16 protein-coding genes are annotated in these 24922 nt (G+C 59.3%); all 16 read right to left on the bottom strand.

The window, feature by feature from the left end; all coding sequences use genetic code 11:
* Nucleotides 1-8: 8 nt before the first annotated feature.
* The 16 genes from CLV58_RS22500 to CLV58_RS22415 all read right to left on the bottom strand — a co-directional run bounded on the left by CLV58_RS22500 (nt 9) and on the right by CLV58_RS22415 (nt 24922).
* On the bottom strand, nt 9-431 hold the full coding sequence (locus tag CLV58_RS22500; protein ID WP_106140092.1) for a hypothetical protein: 423 nt from the start codon (nt 429-431) through the stop codon (nt 9-11).
* 1 nt (nt 432) lies between these two features.
* Complete coding sequence (locus tag CLV58_RS22495; RefSeq protein WP_106140091.1) at nt 433-774, bottom strand: hypothetical protein; 342 nt, start codon at nt 772-774, stop codon at nt 433-435.
* Nucleotides 775-891: 117 nt separating this feature from the next.
* Nucleotides 892-1599: a hypothetical protein gene (locus CLV58_RS22490; RefSeq protein ID WP_106140090.1), complete on the bottom strand. Its 708-nt coding sequence runs from the start codon at nt 1597-1599 to the stop codon at nt 892-894.
* Entirely contained in the window at nt 1586-2569 is a 984-nt protein-coding gene (locus tag CLV58_RS22485; RefSeq protein ID WP_106140089.1) for a DUF1542 domain-containing protein, read from the bottom strand. The genes CLV58_RS22490 and CLV58_RS22485 overlap by 14 nt, the downstream gene beginning before the upstream one ends.
* The gene (locus CLV58_RS22480; RefSeq protein WP_106140088.1) at nt 2556-2906 is read right to left on the bottom strand and encodes a hypothetical protein; all 351 of its coding nucleotides are present in this window, start codon (nt 2904-2906) and stop codon (nt 2556-2558) included. Before CLV58_RS22480 ends, CLV58_RS22485 begins: the two co-directional genes overlap by 14 nt.
* Nucleotides 2907-2945: 39 nt before the next feature.
* Complete coding sequence (locus tag CLV58_RS22475; RefSeq protein ID WP_106140087.1) at nt 2946-3605, bottom strand: hypothetical protein; 660 nt, start codon at nt 3603-3605, stop codon at nt 2946-2948.
* A gap of 2 nt (nt 3606-3607) precedes the next feature.
* Nucleotides 3608-4051 (bottom strand): hypothetical protein, encoded by a 444-nt coding sequence (locus CLV58_RS22470; RefSeq protein ID WP_106140086.1) that lies wholly within the window; start codon nt 4049-4051, stop codon nt 3608-3610.
* A 5-nt stretch (nt 4052-4056) separates the two neighbouring features.
* Nucleotides 4057-5508, bottom strand: coding sequence for a hypothetical protein (locus tag CLV58_RS22465; protein WP_106140085.1), 1452 nt, complete (start codon nt 5506-5508; stop codon nt 4057-4059).
* A gap of 15 nt (nt 5509-5523) precedes the next feature.
* Nucleotides 5524-7053: a hypothetical protein gene (locus CLV58_RS28675; protein ID WP_211300892.1), complete on the bottom strand. Its 1530-nt coding sequence runs from the start codon at nt 7051-7053 to the stop codon at nt 5524-5526.
* Nucleotides 7050-7199, bottom strand: a complete 150-nt coding sequence (locus CLV58_RS28485; protein WP_170108764.1) for a hypothetical protein — start codon at nt 7197-7199, stop codon at nt 7050-7052. Before CLV58_RS28485 ends, CLV58_RS28675 begins: the two co-directional genes overlap by 4 nt.
* Nucleotides 7184-8029, bottom strand: a complete 846-nt coding sequence (locus CLV58_RS22450; protein ID WP_106140084.1) for a hypothetical protein — start codon at nt 8027-8029, stop codon at nt 7184-7186. The genes CLV58_RS28485 and CLV58_RS22450 overlap by 16 nt, the downstream gene beginning before the upstream one ends.
* Nucleotides 8030-9052: 1023 nt before the next feature.
* Nucleotides 9053-16231 carry a hypothetical protein gene (locus CLV58_RS22435; RefSeq protein ID WP_106140081.1) on the bottom strand — a complete coding sequence of 2393 codons (7179 nt, stop codon included), beginning with the start codon at nt 16229-16231 and terminating at the stop codon, nt 9053-9055.
* A 3-nt stretch (nt 16232-16234) separates the two neighbouring features.
* Nucleotides 16235-17731, bottom strand: a complete 1497-nt coding sequence (locus CLV58_RS22430) for a hypothetical protein (RefSeq protein ID WP_106140080.1) — start codon at nt 17729-17731, stop codon at nt 16235-16237.
* 121 nt (nt 17732-17852) lie between these two features.
* Complete coding sequence (locus CLV58_RS22425) at nt 17853-20669, bottom strand: hypothetical protein (RefSeq protein ID WP_106140079.1); 2817 nt, start codon at nt 20667-20669, stop codon at nt 17853-17855.
* Between the two features lie 9 nt (nt 20670-20678).
* Nucleotides 20679-24317 carry a hypothetical protein gene (locus tag CLV58_RS22420; protein WP_106140078.1) on the bottom strand — a complete coding sequence of 1213 codons (3639 nt, stop codon included), beginning with the start codon at nt 24315-24317 and terminating at the stop codon, nt 20679-20681.
* Entirely contained in the window at nt 24317-24922 is a 606-nt protein-coding gene (locus tag CLV58_RS22415; protein ID WP_106140077.1) for a hypothetical protein, read from the bottom strand. Before CLV58_RS22415 ends, CLV58_RS22420 begins: the two co-directional genes overlap by 1 nt.

Below are 24922 nucleotides of genomic sequence, written 5' to 3'. Positions count from 1 at the left end.
GGTGGGGATTATAGCCGGGCGATCCAGTTCCAGCGCAAATTGTTGTTGCCCGGTGGCGGGGCGACCTTATAGAATACCGTCAGGGTCGTTGACGACTTGGTGACTTTCAGGATATTGGTATTGTCGGCGTCGTCCGATTCGGCCTGCACTTGGGCAAAAACAGGCGTCGTCGGCAATCCGTGGGCAATCGAAAAGCTCGTCGTGATGCCGTCTGCTGACTGAACCGCCGTACCCGACACAGTTGCCGCCAGCGCCGTCTTATTCGCGTTGATGTCGAATCTCTGTTTTGTTAATGAGTCGGACATCGCGTTCAGGCGGGTGCCCGTTGCTATGCTATAGGAGCGAAACGCTGTCGTCGTCACCGGCTTGGTCTGCGCCGTAGCGGCAAACGAGAGCACTATCTGTAGCGTAAGGATAAGGATCGGCTTCATTTTACGGATTGGTGGTTATGTAGAACTGGATGTCGCCCGTGAATGGACTAGACCCATCATCGAAGTACACCTTGGCATTGTTGCCGTCAGTTGGCGTCGCCCTGATGCCTGCTATCTGGTAGCCGTCCGTGTCCCAAGCCGTCACCCGCAGCCGGTAGCTGTTCGGTAGCTGTCCAAAGTCAGTCTGAAAATTGTGTTGATACGACTGGCCGGAACTAATGTTACTCTGATCGTAGAAGTTCTTGACGCGTGAGGTATTGCCGGACGGACGCGAAAGGATTGCCGCCGTTAGCCGACCGACCGCATCCAGTATCTTGACCAGTAGGGCGTTGTTGTAGAGCATAGCGAGTGTGAGTTAAGGGGTTGCCTGCGCAGCAACAATAGCCGACTCCAGAGCGTCGAGAATTTTTTTAAGCAGGGCTTCGGTTTGTTCGTCCATGTCGTAACGGGTAATACTGTTCTAGTCGTAAAGAATAAAGCCCAGTAGTGACTTATCGTCGATCCGTCTGCGATTGATAGCGAACTGCCCGTCACCCTCCCTCACCAGATCATTGTTCGTATTGCCTTCCACCGTTGATAATCGAAGGCCGCTACGCCCACTCACAAGTCCCGTGTGCCCCGCCGTATCGCCCAGTTTGAGGATGAACTGCGCCCCGATGGTTACCAGTGATGGATTGGTAATGGCTTCGGCTTTGGTGATACGGCGCATACCCGGTACATTGTAACCAGCCAGCTCCCAAAGGTTGAGCACGCCCGCATTCTTGGGGTGCGGGTTTTTTATGCAAAGCTGCATGGCTGCCTGCTGGTAGGAGAAGAAGCTGCTCGCGGCACACCAGGGGTAGCCACCGCTCAATCCTACCCAGTTCAGGATCATGCTTACCTGCGGACCTTTATTGCTACCCAGTGGTACTTCACGAACGCCGACCAGCGCCGTGGCTACCTTAACGGCCAGCACTGGCAGGCTGATCCCGGTAGGGATGTAACTACCGAACAGGGCCGCCTCCGTTTGATCTCCGTAGCCGCCATCAATAGACAGGGGTTCGCCGTTGGGCAATACCCGCGACGCCTGAAACCGGCGCAGGCTATCTTTCACCGTGTAACCAGGACTACCATCGGTAGCCCAGCCTTTTTTATTGAGCTGATCGGCGATCTCTTTACTGGTTCGCATCGCTGTAGTCGTCTACGTTGTAGCGGGCCATCTGTATCCGTTCCAGTGAATCGGCATCCAGTACCATGCCTGTCTTTCGGCCCCGTAGTTTTGGTGGTACGTCCAGCCGTTCATTCGCATTTCCGTTCGGCACTCGTGGGTGCATGGGGTAGACATAGAGCGAGGGCGACTGCATGGCCCGGTCGGCTTTGGCGTCCGCCCGCTTTGACCTGCGAGTAGCTTCGTCGCTTTTCTTTTCGGTACCAGCCACCCGCCCTTTCAGTGTGTCGACCTGCTGCTGGGCGATAGCTACGTCTTCGGCGATGCCGGTCTGGATAGCCGTAACCGATGCCGTCGAAGTAGCTATGTCTTTTTTGATGTCCTGTTTAGCCTGCCCTAATTCGGTTTTTACCACTGCCTTCACTTCTTGCTTGGTCTGCTGGCTCGCCGAAGCCACCCCCGCCGTAAAGTTTTCCACGCTCCGGTAGAAGCCGAAGAATAGTGTGGCTACGAAAGCTACGGCACCTAACAGTGGCCTGTAGTGGCGCACTAGCCAGGATGTGTTCTCCGCCTGCGTCTGGAGGGCGTAACGGCCCAAGCGCGAGTTCGTCCAGTAGCCAACCGGTGGTCGGTCGGCTACCTTACCATCCTCCTTGTCGTCCAGCCACTGTTCGTATAGCGGCCAGTTGTAGAGGTAGATAGCACTGTAGCCCAGCAGGGCGGATAGGCCGATCATCGGCAGAAACGACAGTGTAACCAGCCAGTGCCCGTTGGCGGTAAAGATCACCGGCAGGTACATCCAGGTCAGCGTGGTTGCTGTCATGCCCGAAATATTGTGCCCCTTGCTGATGCGGTACGTTTGCATCCAGTAGATAAGCACTCCGCCGCAAATGCAGCCGTACCAGAAAAAAAGAAAGAAGTCCCAGAGGTTACTGGAAAAGAGCCGCATGTATTCGGCGATGGACTGGTAGGCGGGGTTAAGGAGTAGCATCGTTCGCGTTGTTTTGCGGTGGCTGTCTGTCGATAATCTCTTTGAGTTTTTTCTTTCGGTACTCGGTAAAGCCCCAGTATCCGACACCGCCCGTCACAAAGCCGAGCGTGTAGTCAGGCAGCTTTAGGTAGGGTGACAGCAGTGGACCGCAGAAGCCCCCCGCCAGCCAGCCCACCACGAACTGCCCGGCGATCTGCTTGGGCGTAGCGACCACATCGGTGGCAATCGCCAGCACAATGGCCGAGCACAGACTGCCCGCCATCGGGCAGAGAATCTTTAGGACGGTCGGCGGAAAGGTCGACAGGAGCAGTTCGAGTTGCGCCAGAAACGCTTGCATGGTGCATTGTTGAAAAAGAGTTGATAGTTGGGATGGTATTCATGGTGTGTAGGGCTGCGAAATGGGGTAGTATACCGACTGGTAGAGCTGGTCGATCTGCCGCCAATGCTTCCAGTAGGTCCAAGGCCAGCTCCAGCGGGTAGTCGGCCTGACCGACTGGATCAGCTCGCCGAGCCGGTGGTAGGCAGTGTCCCGCTTCTGATAGCCGTCGATCATCTGCGCCATCGCCAGCGAGTCGGTCTTTGCCAGCAGCAGTAGTCCCGCTGCCCGTCGAAAGCCAGGCACGGGTAGTCTGATCTGCACCAAGCTGTCCGGCCCGTGAATGTTACGCTCAATCGAAACAAGTTGCACCGGACTATCCAGCACTTTGCTCACCGAGTCGATCAGTACCGGTACGGGGGCCGACTGAACGAGTATCCGCTGGCGCTTGATAATCGTGTCACGACGAACGATGATCCGCACCGTCTGCTGATCGGCGACGCGCAGTTCAGCGTTGCGGGCTGCCGTGTCGGCTTTCAGCCCGCGAATCGTTTTCTGCTGCCAAGCGATTATGGTCCTGTCCGACGACTTATCGCGCAGGACGTAGAGCAGCGCAAAGAGCAGCAGTCCAGAGAGCAGCAACAGGAACACCCGGCTCGAAAAGAGTAGTTTCACTACGTTGAAAATGGCGCTGGCCGCGCCGGAAAGAAAGGCGATCATGGCTAGGCAGTTAGTGTCAGTAGCGATTCGGTTGCCAGCTTGGCGGTTACGGCACCGGGTAGGCCCGCTGCCGGAAAGGTGGGGCAGCTAATCAACAGCCGCCCCGAAGAGTCGCTGTCGAAGGTGACCTGGTAGTTACTGGTGTTACTGAAAATAGACGACTCGTCGAGCGACAGTTCCGCCTTGCCCCCACCGGCTGGCCGGGTGATCGTTAGCGAAAACGAAGCCTGCAAACTTGTGCCCGCTAGGTTCAGGTAGGCTTTCCATTTACCCGGTACGGTAGCCGCCGCCAGTGCCGTGGTGCCAGGACCAAGCGTCTGGGTGATCGTTATCAGGCCACTACCACCACTGCCGGGCTGCTTGCTCTGGGCAATCAGGTTGTCGATGACCAGCATCAGGTTATTGGTATTTTCGCTGGGATAAGCGCGTTGTCCGTTGCAGCACATGGGACTTAGATTTGCAGGTGGAATTGATTGTCGACGCCGGGCCAGTAGTCCAGCGTCACGTTACCGAAGCTACCGCCGAGCTGGACGGTGACGTGCCCACCATTGCCTTCCGGCTGGTAGATGTCGACGATCGCCCGGTTGCCATCTACTGCCGCTTCGACGTGCGGCAGGTGTCCGTCGATACAGGCCGGGATATAACCCAGGTTCGGGGCTGGCCCCGCCACCCCGTCGACATTCCACTGCACGGCTTGGGGCCGCTTATTGAGGAAGTCCGTTTGCAGACAGTGCATCTTGCCCGAGATCAGGGCGATGTCATTGTAGCCGTAGGGAATCTGCGGGTGCGGGTAGGGAGCGCGGGTCGGACTGTAGGGGGCAGCGTTGTAGATCGAGATGATATTCCGGCCGCCCGTCGAGGCCAGGTACTGTATCCGGTCGCTCGGCTCGCCGATGTAGTTGGTATCCGTACCGAACAGGTACGGGTTCTCCCAGCAGTAAACATACTTACCCTGTCGCAGACCGCGCCTAACCTGCACCATCTGAATGTTAGGGTCAGCTGTAACGAAGTCCCGACCGATCGCGGGTAGTCCGCCTATATTCATCTGGTAGGCTTCGGTGTAGGGGTCCAGGCCCGCCTGCGAGCGCAGCCAGGTAAAGACCGTCATCGTGCGCGGATCGGGGAACGCCCCTACGTTAGCCACCGAAATCAGCTCCATCTGTAGGCGCAACATCCAGTACTGGAGCCACGTATCGTTCTGGGTGATGTAGGCGTTCGTCAGCGGCACCGTCCCTGTCTCGTAGAGTTTGCCCGTGTAGTACCGGTTGAAGTACCACTCGAAGGCAGCCATCAGGTTGCGGGCTTTGTCGGGCGACGATAGCCCATCGACAATCGTATTGTAGTCAGCCACAACGCCGTTGCCGTTACTCTTGCCCGGCCAGATGGTTGTCACCGATGCGTAGTTCAGTCCGCCGTTGACCATTCCCGGCTGCTGCGATGCCAGCACTGCCAGCCCTTCGTACACCCACCGGTATTGCTGGGGGGCGTAGTCATACTGGAATTTCCACTGACTCTCGTTCTCGCCTGCCTCTCCGCAGACAAAGCTGAACGGACCCTTTGTCGCCCAGAGATTTTGGGCAACCTGATAGCATTCTTCTTTGGTGAACTCGTAGAGGTGTTTGCCTGGGTTGATGTCGCGGATGGCGGCAAAATTGGCGAACATCGACCGCCTGCCCGCGTTGAGTTCGGGAGGCGTCGGCTGGCCAATATTCAGACTGATAGCTACCCCCTTGTCGGTGTAGTTGCTGCTCGGCGTGGCCCGCGTGGGCGAGACGATCAGCCGCTCCCCGTTCTTGAAGTTCAGGTTCAGCGAACCGTCCGTTACGTCGGGCGCTGTTTCGTGATAGCCCATATTTCCCGGCACGCGGGGTGGCAGTATCCGATTGATGGTTGGCGTTGCCATGCTATAGACTATTGATTAGCGCGTGAAAATCTTTTGTACGCAGTGGGCCTTACTGTCCATGCCCACCAGCTTGTCGTCAGTATATGGAGCCGACATCTCCGTGCAGGTGGGGGCGAACGGAAATCCGAAGGGCCACTCACCCGCTTCGAGCTGGGCCTGGTTGACATAGTGTCTACCCATGTTCCGGTAAGATTTCTGGAAGTTGCCGGTGGCAATGTCCTTCACTCTGAACCACCAGCTACCGTCCGCCTTCTGGAAAGGTGTCGCTTGCAGGTTCATCAGGTCGGGGCGCTGCGACTCGTCGACGGTGACGATCCCTTGGAAGACAATCGTTGGTTGCGAACCGTCACCACTACCGCTACCTGTTCCCGATCCACTACCGCTGCCCGATCCACTACCCGATCCCGAACCGCTGCCCGACCCGGTCGGTGGTGGAGGTGGGGTTGGCGTTCCCTTCAACTGGGTGAATACACCCTGCGAGGTGATGGTGATCGTGTATAGGTCGATGCCGCCCGTCTCGTCGATGACCTGCACCTGGTAGACGCCACTGGGCATCTCCCCTGCCGGGAAGTAGCCACCGTAGGGCATGTAGCCGTAGAACAGACCGGGACGATCGTAACCACGGCTGTCTTTTACCATCGCCCGCTTGGACGGGTTGGGTGTCGGCGAGCCGTTGATGCCGTAGACCTGTACGTAGATGACACCCGACCCTTCGGCGTAAAACGAGAAGGAGTTATCGGGGTTCGTGGCTGCGTAGAAGCGCGTTACCAGATTAGCTGGACCCGCTGCGCTGCCCGATCCGGTACCCGTGCCCGTTCCCGTACCTGTGCCGGACCCGCTGCCCGATCCTGACCCTGTACCAGACCCTGATCCACTACCCGTACCCGTGCCGGTTACAGTCAGGCCCAGTTCGTTGACGCGGGTGATCGACAGGCCGGTGCGCTGTACACTCAGCGCGTAGGTGAGCGACGTATCGGGCAGTACGACGGCGAAGGATTTTGGTCCACCTGTCTCGACAAAGGAAGCGACGACGGCCCCAGCCAGTCCGTCCGTGCCCGCCTGCAAGCGCAGCGAATAGGTCAGGTTGTCACTGGCACTACCGTAGTTGGTATTCAGCAGGATGATGGAGCTGCCGGGTTGACGGGCTACCGTCGATGGCGTGTAGCGAACTACCGGTGTAGTGCCCTGATCGCCCTGTCCGCCCGTACCAGAACCCGTTCCGGTGCCGGACCCACTACCGCTGCCCGATCCTGACCCTGTTCCCGTGCCAGACCCCGAGCCGCTGCCCGTACCGGGCGGGATGCTGGGATCGACGGGCGTTGGCTGGGTGACGGGCGTACCACCACCCAGGGTACGGATGATGCGCAGCAGCAGATCAATTGTGCCCGGATCGTCGGGCTTACCGACCGCCGAGAATACGTGACTGATTGGCGCAGCGGGCGTAAGGTTGAAACCCACGGGGCGCATCGGCGCAGGTAGCGACCGGCAGCCGTCACCGAATGGACAGTCCGTGCCGCAGTAGATCGAGTTGCAGTTGCATTTCATCGGCGCTGTCCGGTTAGGTTGAGTTGCACCTGTAGGCGCATGGAGTCATTGAGTAGCGGCCAGGCCAGTTTGAGCATCACCAGTATGTCACGCTGATAATCGCGCGGCGAGTCAGCCAGTAGTACGTCGATCAGTTCAGTGGACATGGCACAGTCGATAAGAGCCGGTCGGCCTGACGATGCAGGCGGGCCAGCGTGGCTTCGATTACCTGGGGGCTTTCGCAGTCCGCACGTAGCACGAGCGCCTGCCAGGCGTAGTAGAGTCTGGCCCACGATGCCTGCCGCGCCTGATTGTGCGTCGAGTCGGGCTGGGTGTATTCGCGGGAGAGTCCCGTAGCTGCCGTGGCGATTTTATAGCGCAGGCGTCCGTCGAGAAGCAGCGGGTAGACCATCCGACTAATGAGTCGTTCGTCACCCGACGAGGTAGTCAGTACAGGCGAGGGTACTGGGTTAACCGGTACGATCACCCCGCTGGTAGCAGTCGACCCATCGGCGTTCAGCAGTCGCCAGAGCGTCCAGCTACTCGCCGATGAAGGGGCTGACCAGCGGATCGCTCCGTTCTGAATGAGCGACACATTCGTTACGTCGACCCACACCTGATCGCGCATGACCTCCAGCCGCCCCCCTTCGGGATAGGCAATCGCGGAAATCACGTAGTCATAGAGCATCACCGGAATGCCTGACGTACCATAGGCGCTGACGACGAGCTGATACGAACCATCGGCGAACTGGTAGGCCAGATCGTAGCTTTTGTCGCCCGTGAAGATGTCGCCCGGCAGTGTCGTCTCGGCGAGTCGGGGCTGATTGTCAAGAGCGGAAAGGATGCTGATCGCTACTCGCACCGCATCACGGGCCGGGTTTGCCCCGCCAAAGCCGGAGCGAAACCGGAGCGCGTCGTAGTTCGGCGTCGTGTCGGTTATCCGCAGGGCGGGGGTGGCGTCAGATGTCGGCTGTAAACAGAGCGTTGGCTGGAGCATCGGGGCTGGCTGACCGCCCAGCAGGGGCGGCAGCTACAGCTACCGAAAGTAGAAGGGACTGGCTCCGTGAACGTCACCACCCCCCCGGTGCGAATAATAAAATTGATTAGCTATATTTACAACGAACAGAAACTATCTTCCACTAAAATTAAATAGCGCCATGACTGTAGCAAGAGCAAAGGAAATCGTAGACGAAATCTACAGTGATGTAATTTGTCTCGAAATTACCAATGATAGGAAGCAGCGTCTGCGAATCGCAATGTTAGTGGCGAAGAGCCATAAAAAGCGCAGCAATGATGCGATCTGGCAATACGTAATCAACGAAATAAACGAGCGCCTTTCAAAGTGAAAATACAGGCGACATTTATTGGACAAGATTCGCTTGGTTATCGATACGGCGAACGATACATTCTGTCCCTACGTAATTGGTCTATTTGCCGAGAGGACGGTAGCGGATTTTGCCCTTATGAATCATTTGTGGCATTCTTTTTAAACTGGTCTGACGTTGCCACTCAAACCAATGACACCGACTTTTTTACTGATTTTTTTCTCGCGCAGCCTTCATGTACCCATAGGTTAGTAACGAATAGGCGATGGCGCAAAGGATTGGATAAAAACTAAAGGACTTTAACCTGACGCTTGTGTTGATTAAGAGGAATAGTATCAATAGCAGGTTTATGACTGAAAAAATTGGAACCAAAATTTTCGTTACTCTGATAGATGGACACAGGCTAAGTATCCAATCAATGCCCAATAGAAATGCCGCACCCAGTCCAACTAACACGATGCCACTCCCAACTAACAGAGATATTATGGCCGCCAGAAATCCGAGGTTGTAAATGTACCACATGAGCACAAGGACAATTATGTCTATTGCGAACATGAATAAGAAAATCGTGGCAATGAATAAAAGGTAGCGACCGAGTGTCGTTAACGGGTCGATAGAGGTTGGCATGGCGAGTGTGGGGTGATAGTAGCCCCCAAACAGGAAGGGTGCTTTTTTTAAAAAGCACCCTTCCTTGTCTAGTTACCTGCCTGTCCGGTCAGATACTCGATGGCGTAGTCGTTGTCGCGCTGCCGTCCCTGACGACGGGGCCTCTCTTCTGGTAACCATAGCTGGCCGATGCCGTTGTTGATCTGCCGCACCGCTTCCATCGGCATACCGGTGAAGACCGCCCCCGCCCGCAGTGCCTGCTGAAACGACTTGGTCATTTCTTTCTGCCAGCGTTCTTCGGTCGAGAACCGGCGAATCGTAGCCCCAACCCCCAGTGATGCCAGCGACGTGTACAGATCGGCGTAGCTACCCAGTGGGTTGGAGTCCAGATACTCCCGGCGCGACACGGGATTGGATGCCATGTAAGCGACACCCGACGCCATCTCACCCAGCTCGGCGGGTAGTACCTGTGAGAGTACCGACGAGAGGTAGGCGAACCCGCCGTCGACGAACGCCTGCTGCTGCTTTTCTTCCTCCGACAGCCCCTCGTCTTTATCGTCGCCAGGAGCCGTCAGATTCCGAAGGGCCGCCACGCTCATGTCGACCGCCGTAGTAATCAGTGGAGCCATCAGGGCATTGATCGTCAGGGCCGCGTACAGCCGATTCTTTGCTTTGGCTTTTTCGGCGGGACTCTTCGCCTGGGTGACTTCGATCTGACGACGGGCGAGCGTATTGAATATTTTTACTCCCTGCCCCTTATAGAGCAGCAGGTACTGCTCGACCGGTGTTTGCGTGAACTGCACCGCTGCCTTGTCGGTCTTATCGAAGGTCTGGTTGGAATAATACAGGGCTTCCTTGGCGCGGGTGGCGGCTTCGGCGAGCTGCTGCTGAGGTGGCATCTCCGGTGACTCGGCAGCGACCTGCGCTTTGGCTGCGTTGAACAGCGCGTACACCACGGCGGAGTCGGCTCGCTGGGAGATCGACAATCCGTACTCTTCCAGGAACGAGCGCAGCTTGGCAGTCAGTTGTGATCTGGCTCCGGCGTTGTCTTTCAGCCGACTCCACTCGTCGAAGTGAATGTCGGGATGGGTCTGCCCCTGTGAGCGCCACAGCAGTACGGCAGCGTCCGGCGTGCCGATACTGCGCAGTTCCGCCTGTCCGGTGTCGAAGGCAGTGTCGCCGCCGCCCAGCCATCCGTAGTTACCCTCGGCCCCGCCCCTGCCGACCAGCGCGTAGGACTGACCGATCAGCTTCATGTAGTTGAACCACTCCCGGTTCAGATACTCCTGCTTGATGGCTCCCGATCCGTAGGCCGACAGAAATCCTGTCGTTTGTTTTAAGGGAATCGCCACGTTGAAGGCAAATCGGGAGAGTGTTGCCAGTTTGAGCAGCTTGCGCAGATCGTAGCTGAACCACGAGTCGACCTTCATAGACCCGGCGTTGGGGGCTGCGTAGGAGTCAGCCAGTTTGTTGATGGCTCCCTGCAATCGGTCGTAGCCGAGCTGGTTCAAGAGTGGCTGCTGACGCTGGGCGAGTCCCTTCAGGTTCTGCCACAGCGGCGAGAGCTGCACGTAATCCTCGGCGGCATTCTGGTAGCGATTCACTGATGCCAGAAACCCATCGGCACGGATGCGGGCTGGAGCGCCGGAGTTTCGGTCTTTCAGGTAGCCCGCATCGTCGATGAACCGTTCGATGCTGCGACCCATGATCGACTGCTCGGTCGACGCCGTGGTAATCGGGTAATAGTCAGCGATGTTATCGAGCGTCTGGCCGGTCATCAGCAGGCGGATGCGGGCCAGCGGGCCATACATCGCTTTGGTATGATCGTTCCATTTCTGCACGAGCGCCATCGTGGACGCGTCCTGGTTGAAGACCCGGTCTTCGAGCGCCCGTAGCTGCTGCTTGTCCAGATCGACGATGATCGGGTTCTTGGGGTCTTCGGGGTTGGGGAGCTGCACCTGCATCGTCGGCGCGATACCGGCCCGCGTCTTCTCCCGGTGCTTGGGATCGAAGTGCCCCTTGGTGGTGATGATCGTGCGGTACTGCATGGCGATGTCGACGGCGATGTCGACAGGAATTTTCAGGTTCGCTGCCTGCCCCGCCACACTACCGGTCACATCCCAGCGTTCGACACTCTCGGCACTGGCCGCCCCCCGGTAGGTCGTCTTCCCGTCGAGCAGCGCGTAGAACGTTTTGAACGCTTCGTGTCCCGCCACTTTCATGGGAGCCACCATCGCCAGTTGCCCTTCGATCAGCGCCTTCCACTGCTTACCCCGCTCGCTCTCGCCGAACAGCACCCGGCCCATATTCTGCGGGTCGAGAAAGTTGGCGTGGTCGACCAGCCAGTTCGTCCAGCCACCCTCCTTTTTTATGGCACCAAGACTACTACGGATGTCGTTCGTTTCGGTAGTCAGGTCGACTTCCACTTTGCTGTACGTATCCGTCACCGGGTCGTAGATTACCTGACGACTCTCGACCAGTTCCTTGCCGCCTGCGCTGTCGAGATTTGACCCGTTGGCAACCAGCCAGTTCTCGTCGACGACAGATGGCAGCGGAACGCCCGCCTTGTGGCTGGCGTCGATCCCCTCCCCTGCCGAGTCGGAGAGTTTATAGCCAGACAGCAGTTCACTGGCGCGGGCGGTAGCGAAACTGTCCAGTGTGGTTTCCAGCGAGACAGGGATACCCAGGCGACTGCCGATCTTGGTTAGCATCGCTTTGGCCCATGTTAGAAAATTTCTCAGCTTCGAGGGTTGCTGCATCCCTGCCCCCTTTTCGCCGATGGCCGTGACCAGCGCCTCGTCGAGCACCGTTTCCCGGCTCGTCAGTTCGGGGTACTGCTGTCTGACGCGGGCTTCGTACTCGGTTCCCTCAACGAGTGACAGGCCGCGTTCATAGACCGATGGCATATCCCGCTTGATGACCCCCATGTAGGCGTGGGCAAACTCGTGGATCGGCGTATCGGCAGTGGCTCCGTCCGTGTTCAGGTATACCGTACCGGTCTGAATCCGGCCCCGGTCGTTGGTGCCGAACTGCTCCTGCATGGCAGCGCCCGACAGCAACACCACCCGTAGGCGGGGGAACGCTTTGCGCAGTTGTTTACTCAGTTCAGACAGTGCCTGCTCGCCAACTGGCGTGGCGGCCTGGTCCGCGACCTGCCGACGAATACCCTGTCGTCGTTCGGTGTCGGCCCGCTCGGCGAGTTTATTTTTGAGCTGCGTCAGTTCAGTCGCGGTCGGCTCACTCATCTGACTGGCCGGAACCGTGCGCGTAGCGCCCGACAGTACGACACGCACGTCGGCGCTGCCGTCAGGATTTACCGATACTATGTCGGCTACTACCCGTGGCGTAGTAGCGCCCGGCACGATGACGCGCTGACCAGCGGCCAGTTTTTTTGCGTCGAGTCCACTCGCGGTCGGTGGGTTGTAGGCGGGAAGGCTTGGGTCGATGCTGATCGCTTTACCCGATGGCGAGAGTAGGCTCGACGGTGGGTGGGGAAAGTCCTCTTCCATCGTACCCTGCCGGTTCATCCGGCGCACCATGACATCGCCATCTTTCCCTTTACCGACAATTACTCCCTGCGTCGCCTTACCCCCTGACAGCAGCACCTTCACCGTCGTGCCGATCGTACCGACACTCACCTCGTCGGCGGGCGTAGCCGTAGCCGCTTCACTAGTGATCTCTTCGGGTGACAGGTCGCCATCGATGTCAATCTCTTCGCCATCAGCGATGGGTTCGCTGATGGCCTGGACTGCCGCCTGCCTGCGGGCTTTCTTGTCGCCAGCGGCCAGCTTCCGTAGCTGCTCGTCGATCTGCTGATCGGACGGGGCGCTGTCTTCTGCCGCCCGCCGCTGGCGCTCCTGTTCGTATCGGTCGATGGTTTCTCCCAGCTCGTCGCTATCCTCGTCGAGCGTTGCCTCGGCCTGGTCGATCGCCTTTCCCTGCGCCGTGGTTGCGGGCAGCGTGGCCTTAATGTTGTCGATCTCGGTACGGCGGTTCTGGTAGACGGCCATGTCTCGGTTGGTCACCGAGCCATCGAGAATGCGCGTGGCGATCCCCTCCAGTACACCAGCGGGGAAGGCATAGTCGGCGGGCGACTGTCTGAACTCGCGGTACACCGTGTCGGTCAGCGGCGCTGTAGTGGCAGCGGCTTTCTTTTCTACAGGACGGGCGGCACGCCGCTTATTCGGGCGAACCGGGTCACGCCAGACCGGCTCCGCTGCTGGCGCTGGCTCTGGAGGGCTACTTTGGCCGGATACATCAGCAGACTGCTGTTCTTCCAGCCCGGTACGTACTGGCTGAGGATCGACCGGTAGGCTTTCGCTGACTCCCACAGGCGCTCCTTCGGCGGCAGGCCCGACAGCGACTGGCGCAGTTTCGCCAGGGCTTCCGATGGGGTCTGGGGTACGGTCTGGATTTTCTGAAATCGGGATGTCTTGGTTTCCATTGTCGGTAGTAGGTTCGGTTGCAAGTTTATCCGTCAGCGAATCGAGTGCCGCCTGCAAACGCAGCAGTTCGGTGTCGTTCATCTGCTCGAAGACCATCTGTTGCCGCTCGGAGAAGTTTACCTCATCGAGCAGCCGCACAGCCATATCGTTAACCACGGCGTCGGGTATCTCGTCGGTTTCGGCGAGCTGATTCCACTGCTCATCGCTGATGTCTTCGGCGGTCGTATTGTAGGGGTCTACCGTAGGCGTGTCGGCTTCGAGTGGGTCGGGGGCTGCCGACGCCTGGGTTGCTGTTACTGATTTTAAATTGACTGTACCGAATCGCTGTTCGGCCAGCAGTTCGATATACTGCTTTTCGCTCGCATCGGTAGCCTGATTATAGCGGGCGATCAGATCGGAGTCCGTCATCGCATCGAGCGCGGTGCGTACGGCAGCGGGCACTTTCTTGTTGAGCGAGTCGATCTTCTTCTGCCGCTCCGCTGCCTGCTTGCGGCCATCCTCGGCGGCCAGCGCCTGCGTAGGCGAGTAGCTACCAACGAGACGGTTCGGGTTGGCCTTGTCGGTCAGTTCGGCCATCGTGCCGGACAGTTCACCCTGCGGCCCCTGGATGGTCAGCACCGGGTCGCCCTGCTCGTTGGGCGTTACGTCCGTTACCGGAAACGACGCATCGGGATTCGATGCCAGCACCACCCGCTCGCCGGGCTGGTAGACCCGGTCGTCCTGCTGGTAGTTCTGAAATCCGTCACGGATACTGTCACCCACCGCAATGTCACCCATCGCGGTATCCTGCACGGGCGTAGTGGCCGGGCCGATCTGCCCGTCGCGCACCTCGGTAGCGCGAACGTCGACAGACCTGGTTGTACCATCGGGGTTTGTTACGTCCAGGGTTACCGTCTGTCCATCGGGTGATACCTGCGCCACCGTTCCGTCGACATCGTCGCGGGTATCGGCGTCGGTACCCCGCACCCGGTCGCCGGGCTGGAACTTACCGATCAGATCGAATCCTTTGCCCCAGTCCTGATAGGTGCCGGTCTGGGCCAGCCGGTCGCGCACCCCTTCCAGATACGACACCCGCCGTCCTTGGTCTTCGATTTGCGGCATGAGCAATGCTAGCTCGCGCTGGGCAACGACCGGATCGACGGCGTAGGGGTTTCCTTGCTCGTCGATGTCGGTAGGTTGGTCACCTATTAGTCCATCGCGTCGAACCCTCAGTTCATCGAGCTGCTGCTGCTGATCGGGAAGCTGGTTGTAGTTGAGGTCGTAGTACTGAAACTGGGTCTTCGGCGCTACGGTATAGGGGTTTTTGAAACTCTGAATGACCGACGCCATCTTACCGAGCTGCTGCTTCATGCCCTCTCCGTCGCCCCCCTCCCGACTGATGCGGTCGGCCCCATCGGCCAGATCATCGAGCGCCGATTGCAGGCCGACTTTGCCCTCCTGCCGGTAGGCGTCCTGGAGCATAGCAAATGCTGCCGGGTGGTGAGCGCCGATATTCTGCGCCATCCGCCCCGCCCCGCCCGCCGCGAAACCGAACGCCCCGCCCATTGCCAGTGAGTTGAGCATCCGTAGCGTGGTGTCACCCGTCTGCTCGGCGAACTTACTCTGCTTGTCGGTAGCGTCGAAAATGTTCTCGACGAGTTTGGTGTAGGCTTCCTGACCCGTCTCGGTGATGCCCTCGATTGCCATCTCTCTGGCTCCGGTAACCAGTGGGTCTTTGACGAACTTATCAATGAAGCTGCGGGCGGCAGGGATCATGGCATCCTCAGTTACTTCCGTACCCATCCGGCCCAGCGCCTCGCGGATCATACCCTTACGGGCGGCAGCCAGCTCGCTCTTGCCCAGCATCGACTCTACGCCGGTAAACGCATCGACGGCGGCCACGACGGGCGCAACCAGTCCAGCGAAACGGGCCGCCTGCTGCGGGTTGCCCGTGGCATCGAGCGCATCCTGATACAGCGGCTGGAGCTGCGAGACGACCCCACCGAGGAAGCGGGTAGCCTTGTCGGTACCGATCGCCTGCCGGGTTAGTTCGGCAACCCGCTCGACGTTACCTTCGGCCTGCGCCGCTTTCAGGGCTTTACCAACGATACCAAGTTTGGTGCCGACCTTTCCCGCAAGGCCAGGCCCCAGCATACTCGCCATGAATGCCGCCGATGAACCGATACTGTGGGCTGCCCCTTCGAGCGAACCCAGCTTATACCCTCCCTCGCCATCCGAGACGATAAGCCCCTGATCGTATTTGCCCGACGTATCGAGATCAACTTTGGCGTGATCGAGCATGGCGGTCGCAAAGTCCCCCACCGCCTGTAATCCTCCCGATACAACCTTTGTCGCTGGACGATTATCGGCGATCTGCATTGCCAGTGTTGGTACCGGGCTGCGCAGCGCATCAGCCATCACAAACGTATCGACAGCCGCCTGCGGCAAGCGTGAAATACCCGATGCTGCATCGACAAGTCCATTCCAGAATGCCTTGCCGGTTTCTATTGCTGTACTCGACTTCGCTTCCTGCTCTGGAGTTGGTGCGGGCCTTACTGGCTTTGGTGCCTGGTACACCCCGTAGCGAATGTCCGCGTCGTAGCCGATGGTGTCGGCTACCTGCTGGAGTTTACCCAAGGCGATCTCGGTCTGCTGTGGCCCCTGCCGGACGGCATCGTTGTAACGACGCAGGGCGGTCGCCCCGTCCATCCCGGCATTCTGGAGTGCCTGACTAAGCTGACGAATACCGACCGCGTTGATCTGCGCCTGCTGCGGGGTCGCAGGCAGTGCGCCACCGGGCGAGGGTTTAGACGAAACAGTTTGGGTTGTAGGGGAAGGCATCATATACTACCAGGTGGAATTTAGAATATCATTTACCGTAGCCACGTTGCCGGTGCGTTGCTGCTGACGGGCAGCTTCCCGGTTCAGTGAGCTGGCATTCTGGGCAGCTTCGGCCTTGGAGTCGTTGACCGGTGACTGGGCATTGGCAGAAGCGTAGGCAGCCACGGATTTGGCGAGTGGGATCAGCACCTCTCGCTCCTGACCCTCACCACCAGCTACCTTGTAGCTACCCTTGATGAAAGGCTGGCCGCTGACGGGATCGTGAATGATCTCACTGGCGTCGACGCGCTGAAAGATGATCGGCTTCTCCGATCGAATGCGCTGTTTTCCGTCGAGGGTGTAGACCTCTTTTACGTTCGACTGATACACCTGCCGGCCGTTGAGTTCGGGCTGGCCGGTTCGGTCGAGTGCCGCCACCCGGTTGCGCGGGTCGATGCCTGCTGAACGCATTGCCTGGTCGGCCACCTCACCCGACACGCCTTTGGTGACCAGCAGTGCCCGCCCGTAGCGGTTGTCCTGCACAGCACCGCCCGCCCGAGGATTGAAGAGAATGTCTGCCGTAGTCAAGTTACCGATGCCGGTGCCACCACTCGACTCGTTCTGCTTTTCGGTGCGACGGGCGTGGGCTTCCATTGCCCGGTTGTGGCGGGCCGTCTCCGCCTGACTAGCTCCCGTCTGCTTGAACTTGGCAATGTCCATATTCTGATCAAAGGCGGTCTTCTGCGCATCCCACGGTTTCTGCGATTCCATCTTCCAGAAGCGACCACCCCGGTAACCGAGCTTACCCACGTAGTCGGTTGCCTGCTGCGGGGTCATACCCTGCGAGAGCAAGTGATTCAGCAAATCCTGCTGGCTTACCTCGATAGCTTTGCCGTCACGCGTACCGTATGGGGCGGTGGGGTGAACGTTCTTATCGAAGTAATCGAATCCTTCCTTGGGCGCATCATACGCCCCACGGAAGGGAAGCCGGGTCAGGCGACCCTCCTGATAGTCGCGCCAGTCCTGATCGGTATTACCAATCAACAGCTTACCCTTCGCCTGCGCATCTTTGATTTGCGCATATGCAACTTTGTTCTCCAGCGCATCGGCAAACTCCGGTGCATTCTGGAGCTGAGATAGAAAACTCTTGACCAGATACGGCTGCCGCTCCCGCTGGAAGCGGACGATGTCACCCCCGTAGTTGTTCTTGATCTCGTCTTCAATCTGCTTGCGCCACCGCTCGGTGTACATCGCGTTCAACCGGCGCGTGTCGGTCTGCAACAGCCCCTGCTTGTCGATGGCGTCGAGCGTGGCCTGCGTATCGGCCAGTGCCTTGTCCTTCTGGGCGGCATCCTGCTCGGCGAGCTGGTTGGCGTACTGAGCATACTGGAACGTAGCCGCCGCGTCCGCCCGTTTCTGGGCGAAGTTATCGGTCGGCATCAGCGCCAGCGCCAGCGATGACTGCATCCCCGGTCGGTACTGCTGGGCTGCATTGTAGGGGTTAAAGTACGGGTTAGTTATCATTTTAAAATGCCCAGTAAGTGAATGAAAACAATCGCCCAGAAAAAATTCCACCAATACAGCCCCGTATAGATGGCCATTACTTTTGTGAAGCGGATCATTCCGTCACCCCATCCTCGGTTTCTCACGGCAGTTTGGGGGTTAGGCTGGTGACAGGTGCGTCGGCGTAGTCGCGCCGGGAGCCGGTACGTTTCAGGAGCTGGGTCATCAGGTCGTGGTAGGTCGAGCCTTCACCGTAGGCTTTGTCGTACTGGCTGCGATCGGCCATGCTTTGCAGGTTGGCAGCCATCGCCTGGGCGAACGCTCCTTTCTGCTGCACGGCCTGCGCGTACTGCTGGGCGAAGATGGCGTCGCTGCCCGCCTGCGAGCCGATCAGGTCGCGGTAGTAGTTCTCCCGGTTCTGCTGGCGCTGGCTGCGATCCACCCCCTCGATCTGCTGGGTCATCGCATTACTTCGATCACTGGCGGCTCCAACGGCAGCGAGTACTGCGTTTGCATTGCCACCACCACCGATGGTATCGCGGATCATCTGCACGTCACGCCCCTGCTGGTCGGCCTGCTGGCGCAGCAGGTTGGTACGCTCCAGGCCCGACAGTCCTTCGTTCTGGCGGTCGGCCAGCTCCCGGCTCATCTGCTGTAGATTTGGGTTGACGGGTCGGGTCGGCAGGGGCTGGCCTGCACCTATTGCCGCTGTCACCGCTCGCAGCGCGTCACTGCCCATACCCCACCAATCGACTCCACCACCTGCTTTCTTGACCTTTTCCGAGGTGGCAGTAGTAGCGGGAGTAGCGGGAGAAGGATGAGAAGGGACAGCAGGTGTAGCCAGTACGGGGGGCGCAACAACGCGGTCAGCCATACCCGTCAGACTGGCAGCGGAAGCCGCCCCTTCGGGTAGCATCGTGTAGGGTCGCTGCGTAGCCGTCGTCCGTTTGCCGCTGACGGTTACCTCGGGTATATCATTACCCGTTGGGTCTGGCAGGATTGGGGCGGGTCGATCAACCGGGACCGGTACGGGCTGACTGCCCGCCTGAATACCGGTATACGAACTGAGTGGCGCGTAGCCATTGATCGCATTGAACATTTGCTCGTCAATGCGCCGGTTGAATGCCGACTGTTCCGCGTATCGTTGTGCTTTGTCTTTCTCCGGCAAACGACCAACGGGCCTGCCGGTCAGTTTCCCACCACCCGCAAACGCAACCGCCACTGCATTCCGATCCTGGTAGTCGGGATGGGTCAGCATTTCGGCCAGCACGAAACGGCCCAGCGATGCGTGGTCACCCCTGTCGACGAGGGCTTCCATTGTGCGGGTAGCGTCCTGGTCGAAGACGCGCTCCCCATGCCGCATCTCGCCGAGTTTCTGGCCGGTGGCCTTGTCGATAATCACCGCATCCTCCGATACTTTGTCGCTCGCCGGGTACCGATTCTCCCCCGGCAGTTTCCCGCCCGATGCGGCATAGAGCTGCCCGTCGTTTCGTTCCCGTTGTGTGCTCACCACTTTCTTCGGGTCCAGCAGTTGGTAGATGTCATCCTCGCTGAGTATAGCCCGCAGGTCATTGGCTGCCTGACTGGGCTTTCCCTTGAAGTATTTTGACAATGTCTCTCTGTCGATATTGGCATCGGGGGCCATATTAAGCTCACGGCGCAATTGCATGATACGGGCGTGCGCCTCTTCTGGTTTCGACAGATAACTGTTGTAGTTCTGGGCGCGCTTGGAGGTGAGCATTTTAGCGAGACCAGTTGGATGTTGGATTCGGGCGCTAATTTCTTGGTACGTTTTATGCAGTGCGCCACTGTCCTTTCCGTCCTTACGATACGTCAGTAGGTCCTGTGCGTTATGGGTTGCTTCGTGGGTTGCTGCCGTCGACGCATAGGCGGGGTCGTTAGCAGAAGAAATGTGTGACTTCCCCGTGTTCGGATTGTAATAACCAGCCGCGTCACCGATGGTTGTACCCATCGCGTTCATGTCGGAAGGTGCCGTTATCTCTGTTTTGCCAATACGTGTACTGGCCTGCATGTCATCTCGTTGCAGTGCGGCGTTGCCCAGTGCGGCTTGGCGGGCCATCCAAGTACGGGTCCAGTCAGTGCCGGTGTCTATAGCACCACGCAGGTCGTTGGGTACGGCGGATTTGCCTGGCGCAACAACGCCCGTCACCGATGATACCGGCTGCCCGTTGGCAACGCCAAACGTTTCGTCATCGACACGAATAAAGTTACGCGCATTCGACCGGGTTGGCAGCGTGCCGACAGCGGGTGTGGGTAGTGACCCATCTGCGGGAGCCGACACGGGATTCTTCACCGGCACGGGCGGCGCGGTCATATTCACTGGCTGGTAGTCGCTGCTGTAGGACTCATCGGCGTTAATGCCGGTCAGACTACTGGCCGGACGAAAGCCATTGGCGACCATGAACATATCCGCTTTGTCCTGTGCCTGACGGGTAACCTGATCGACATTCTTCTGGGCTGCTGATTTTTCCGGCATCCGCCCCACAGGCTTGACAGAAAGTTTGCCGCCATCGAAGAACCGCTGGTAGGCAGTTGTACCTCTGGTGTACTGGGTCGGGTCGTCCTGCGCGTTGGCAAGGCCGGAGATCGACTGGGTCAACCCCTGCACGCCCGATTGAATCAGGGCTGGGTTGGCGGTCGCTACACCGACAGCCCCCTTGACTACGTTGACGCCCGCCTGTAACTTCTGCATCCGGTTGTCCATGTCCGAGCCGATGGCGTTGGCTACGTCACCCAGGCCCGCCTGCCGGGCGGTGATCTGCGCCGAGTTGTTAGCGGCCACGTTCAGGCCGGGTATCCACGAGCTGATCTTACCCCAGCCGTTCTGGCTGCCGTCCGCCCCGTAGCCCATCAGCGAGAGCAGGAATTTATCTTTGCCCGTCGCCAGCTTGGGTGGCGTCCAGAAGCTACTGGAGGGGGCGGTGGTATCGAATAGCATAGTCGTATGTTAAGCGCGAAAAGGAATGCGAAAGTCGGTTTCCCATTTGAGCAGCCAGTAGCCCGGCTGCCCGCCGACATTGGAAAAGTTAATGGTCACGTTCATCGTGCTGCCCCGCAGCGGCTCTCCGCCGTCGATAGCCCGCAGCGGCAACCACACCCGGCCTTCGCGCCAGCGCATCCGGTTTTTTTCGATGATGGCCGGTGGCTGCTGGTCAGTCGACACGGAAATGTTTGTCAGACTATCGAACAGTGCCCGCGAGCAGGTAAGTATGCCGGTGCCAAACGTTTTGGGTTGGCCCGGCACCGGGTTGACTACAAACGACAGACTCAGGTTCCGACTCAGCCTGCCGGGCACCACGACATTGTATTCGCCCGCTGGCTGGGTCATGGGCACTCCGCCGATGTCGAGCCAGGCCGAGGGGTTATTCTCGTGGGTGGACACAAAGCAGTTGAGTACTTCGTTGTAGGCCACCCGGCCAAGTGGACCCAGCAGGTGTACCGTGTCGTCACGGCTGTCGAAGCAGCCGGTGTAGCCGTTCAGATCGTCGCTCAACAGTTGGTTATGATAGCCATCCCGGTCACTGATCGGCTCCAGGCCCGCCTGCGAGAAACGAAAGAACTTATGCTGGCGGGCATCGACGAAATAAAAACTGCGGGGCGATGACCAGGCGTGCTGCCGACGTTGCCATCCCGTCTGCCGACTCAGGTACTCGGCGGGGCCAACCTCACGGCCCGTCGCCACCGATAGTGGCTGACCAGACTGGGTAGGAATCACCTCGCGCAGATCGACACTCACCTGCGAGACGGCCCGCTGCTGACCCACGTACAGATTATCGAACAGCGTTATCAGCCCGTTGATAGCGCCGTACTCCCCTTCCAGCAGAAACAGGTTCTGGGCCGGGATGCGCCGGTAGTTATCGAGCAGTTCGGTATCGGTTTTCAGCTTCGACCAAGCGATACCCTGCGACCAGCTTGTCTCGATCCGCGTATCGGGCGGCAGTACAGGAAAAGTATGTACTGACTCTTTGATGACCACGCCCCGGTTGATGAACCACTCTTCGGGCTGAAACTCGTTGATACCACGGGCGAACTCGGGTAGTGAGCCGTCGCGGGCCGTGAGCTGCGGCATCGTCGCTACCTTCTCGTAGCGCCTGCCGTAGCGCAGGTACAGATTGTATTTGCTTTCGATGGGCAGAAACAAGCCCAGCGCGTAGTCGTTCTCGCTGGCGTAGGCCGTGTCGTACTGCGGCAGCACGCGGGCCATATCCGCCCGGCACAGGTAGGTATCCCCACCCCATACATCGACGTTGCTGACCGTCCAGGTACGCCTGCCGACGCTGTCCTGCGTCACCGGCAGGTCGTCGAGTACGGCCTGGGTGATCGGCTGGTAGTGTCCCGTCCAGGCGTAGTTAGCCGCCAGCGGGTTCAGGTCGGGCGTCGCCACTTCGTAGTTGACGATACCTACGCCCGCTGGCTGACTCTCACTGACACCCCTGTCGGCCAGCGAGCTACCCCGCAGCCGCAGCAGCCATGCGCCGAGCTGACCGATTCCCTTGGCCTGCTTGAACCCGCCACCCGTAGGGTAGCCCATGTTAGGGGCCAGTTGATTGCGAAACTTGATATTGGCATTTTCAGCGTAGAACTTCTCCAGGTCGGTCGGCGTCGACAGCCGGTAGCCGTAGGCGACGGGCGACGTTTCGCTCACCTTCCAGCGTCCCGGCGCGTCGGGCCGGAAGTTGTCGGGCCGGAACGTGTACGCCTTGACGTAGTAGTGATCCTTTCCGCCAGCCAGCATGACCGTGCCCTGCCGCCCGTTGTCGGGGCCGTGGGCTGAACCGACAAGCCGCAGGTTGGCCCCCACTGGCTGGGTTTCGATTAGGCCGTCGAGCAGCAGGTCGGGACTGTGGTAGGTCACCCAGCCGGGCTGGTGGACATAGGCTTTGCCGTCCTGGGCTGAACTGCCCAGCAGCCGAAAGCGTCCGTTCTCGGGTTGGGCCGTAAAGGTGTTGTGCCAGTCGGGCAGCATACTGATCTCGTCGGGATTATCAACCCCGCTGATCGCTGGCAGCACGACGCCCTGATGACGGATCAGACCCGACGCATCACCCCGCACGATAGCGAAGCCCGACACGATCAGTCTGCCCGTCGAATCGAACAGGATCGACTCGGGTAGTTGCAGCCCATCGACTCGGCAGCCCATGATCCGCAGCCGATAGGCCGGGCCGGTGGGCGTAGTGATCTGAATCAGCGGTGTGTTGGGGGCATCGGTGCCGCTACTGCCGTCGTAATACTGTGGCACCTCGAAGGTGCCGATCGGCCAGGCGAAGCTGGGTTGTCCCAGCAAATCGAACAGCACGACCGCGTAGGGATACCGCTCTCCCCGGCGAAGCCCCACCCGACGATTGCCGTACTGGATCGACCGGTAGTCGCGCAGGCCACCATCCACGGCGAAGCTGCGCGTACGCACCACCGAGCCACTGCGGGGCTGGTACTGCCGCTCCAGAATCGACGTGTAGTCAGCGATGGTGTAGGCCAGTGGTGGACGAATCAGGTCGGGCACGTCGTCGCAGCTCATGCTCTCGATGGCGGGCGACAGCGTCACCCCCGTGACCGGTGGCTGGCCGGGCACCGAAAGCTGTATATTTCCGAATAACAATTTGTGCTTGACGGCAACCATGTCGGCGGCCCGCGTGACGATCTGCTGGTAGGTCTGGGCCGACAATTCGGAGAGGGGTACCGACAGACCCGTACCCGATGGGCGGGTCAGGTTCAGCGTCACCGAACCGTTGTCTGGAATTGCCTTGCGTTCGCCGACTACCAGGTTGCTCCATGCCGTCCCATCGGGCGAGTAGCTGACCAGCAGCTCGACCATCGGCCAGCGCCGGTCGGGGCTGTCCACCCGAAACGAAAGGCCCATACCGGTGGTGATACCCGACGCGCCGAGCTGCACGTCGACGGTGCCCGACTTCTCGGCCAGCGTCAGCGGCGTTGACAGCGGAAACGGCGTCGAGACAACACCGGGGCGGCTGTAGCGGTACGTGTACCGGTAGAAGCCAGTCTGGCAACTGCCCGCCACCGTACCCAGAAAGTAGATAAGATCATACTGAACGGGCGGCTGGTTGGTAAAGCTGTGAACGCTCCACGAGCGGGGGTAGGTAGTACCCGGGCCGGGGTATTCGCCGAGCGTGATGCACCGGGGCGGGTTGACGGTATCGTTCAGATACAGCCGCGTAATCGAGGCCGATTCTTTCTCGACGATGACGCGCACCAGTTCCTCGTCGGGAAAGGCCAGCCGGTCACCGTTGGGATCATACTGGTCGTCGAAGAGTATCGACACCTGATCGCCCGCCAGTACAGCGACCATACCCCGGCGCGGGCCGGGTGATGCCGTCGAGCCGCCGATGTTCAAAAGCAACAATATCCGCTCGTCGGGCAGCAGCGCCCCACCCCGCACGACCGACCCGTAGGGAAGGATAGCCTGTAGCTGCGGGGGCGCTTCGGCGGTGAGCACCATTCCGCCCGTCTCGGCAAAGCGCAGCGTGAAGCCATTGGCATGAACGTACGTCCCTGCTGGCTGAACCGAGGGGTGTAAGTCCTGCCGCATTCCCGACGTGAAGATATTGGTAGCTCGCTGGATCGGTGCCATTAGGGGTAGTTGCGATAAGTCATTACATTGCTGCGGAACTGACGCAGCCGATTCGCTTCGGAGAGCGAAAGCATATTTACCTCGCCACGGGCCGAGGCCAGCAGTGATTCAGCTTCGGCTTTATTCTGGGCGTCCAGCCCCCGGTCGATCCTGTAGCTACGGTCGGCGCGGAAGTTACTACCCTGCCCGAAGGTCATCTTCTGCTGCATGAGTGCCATGTGTTTGTATTTCACCCATGCCAGTACAGCTTCTTCGGCGATGTCGAGAATCAGCGGATACCCCTGCTCGTCGAGGGGCAGGGCGTAGTAGTGTAGATGCACACTGCCGTCGTGGCAACCCCTGATCTGCCGCTGGCCGGGGCGGATGTCGTAGCCCGGCATCTCACTGGTCATACCCACCAGCCCCAGAAAATCATTGGGCAGTATCCCTGACCCGCCGATCACCTCGACGAAGGTGTCTTTAATCTCGCCGATGCGGTCAGAGTCGATCTTGCGCAGCGCATCCCACACCCACGTTCTCAGGAGCTGATCGTCACGCACCGGCTCGAAGCCGACGAGTTCGGCGGCACAGCGTTGACGAAGCTGATCCAGTGTCTGGTAGTTCAT

Source organism: Spirosoma oryzae (assembly GCF_003002825.1).
Taxonomy (GTDB): domain Bacteria; phylum Bacteroidota; class Bacteroidia; order Cytophagales; family Spirosomataceae; genus Spirosoma; species Spirosoma oryzae.
This window is presented reverse-complemented; position numbering and strand designations above follow the sequence as displayed.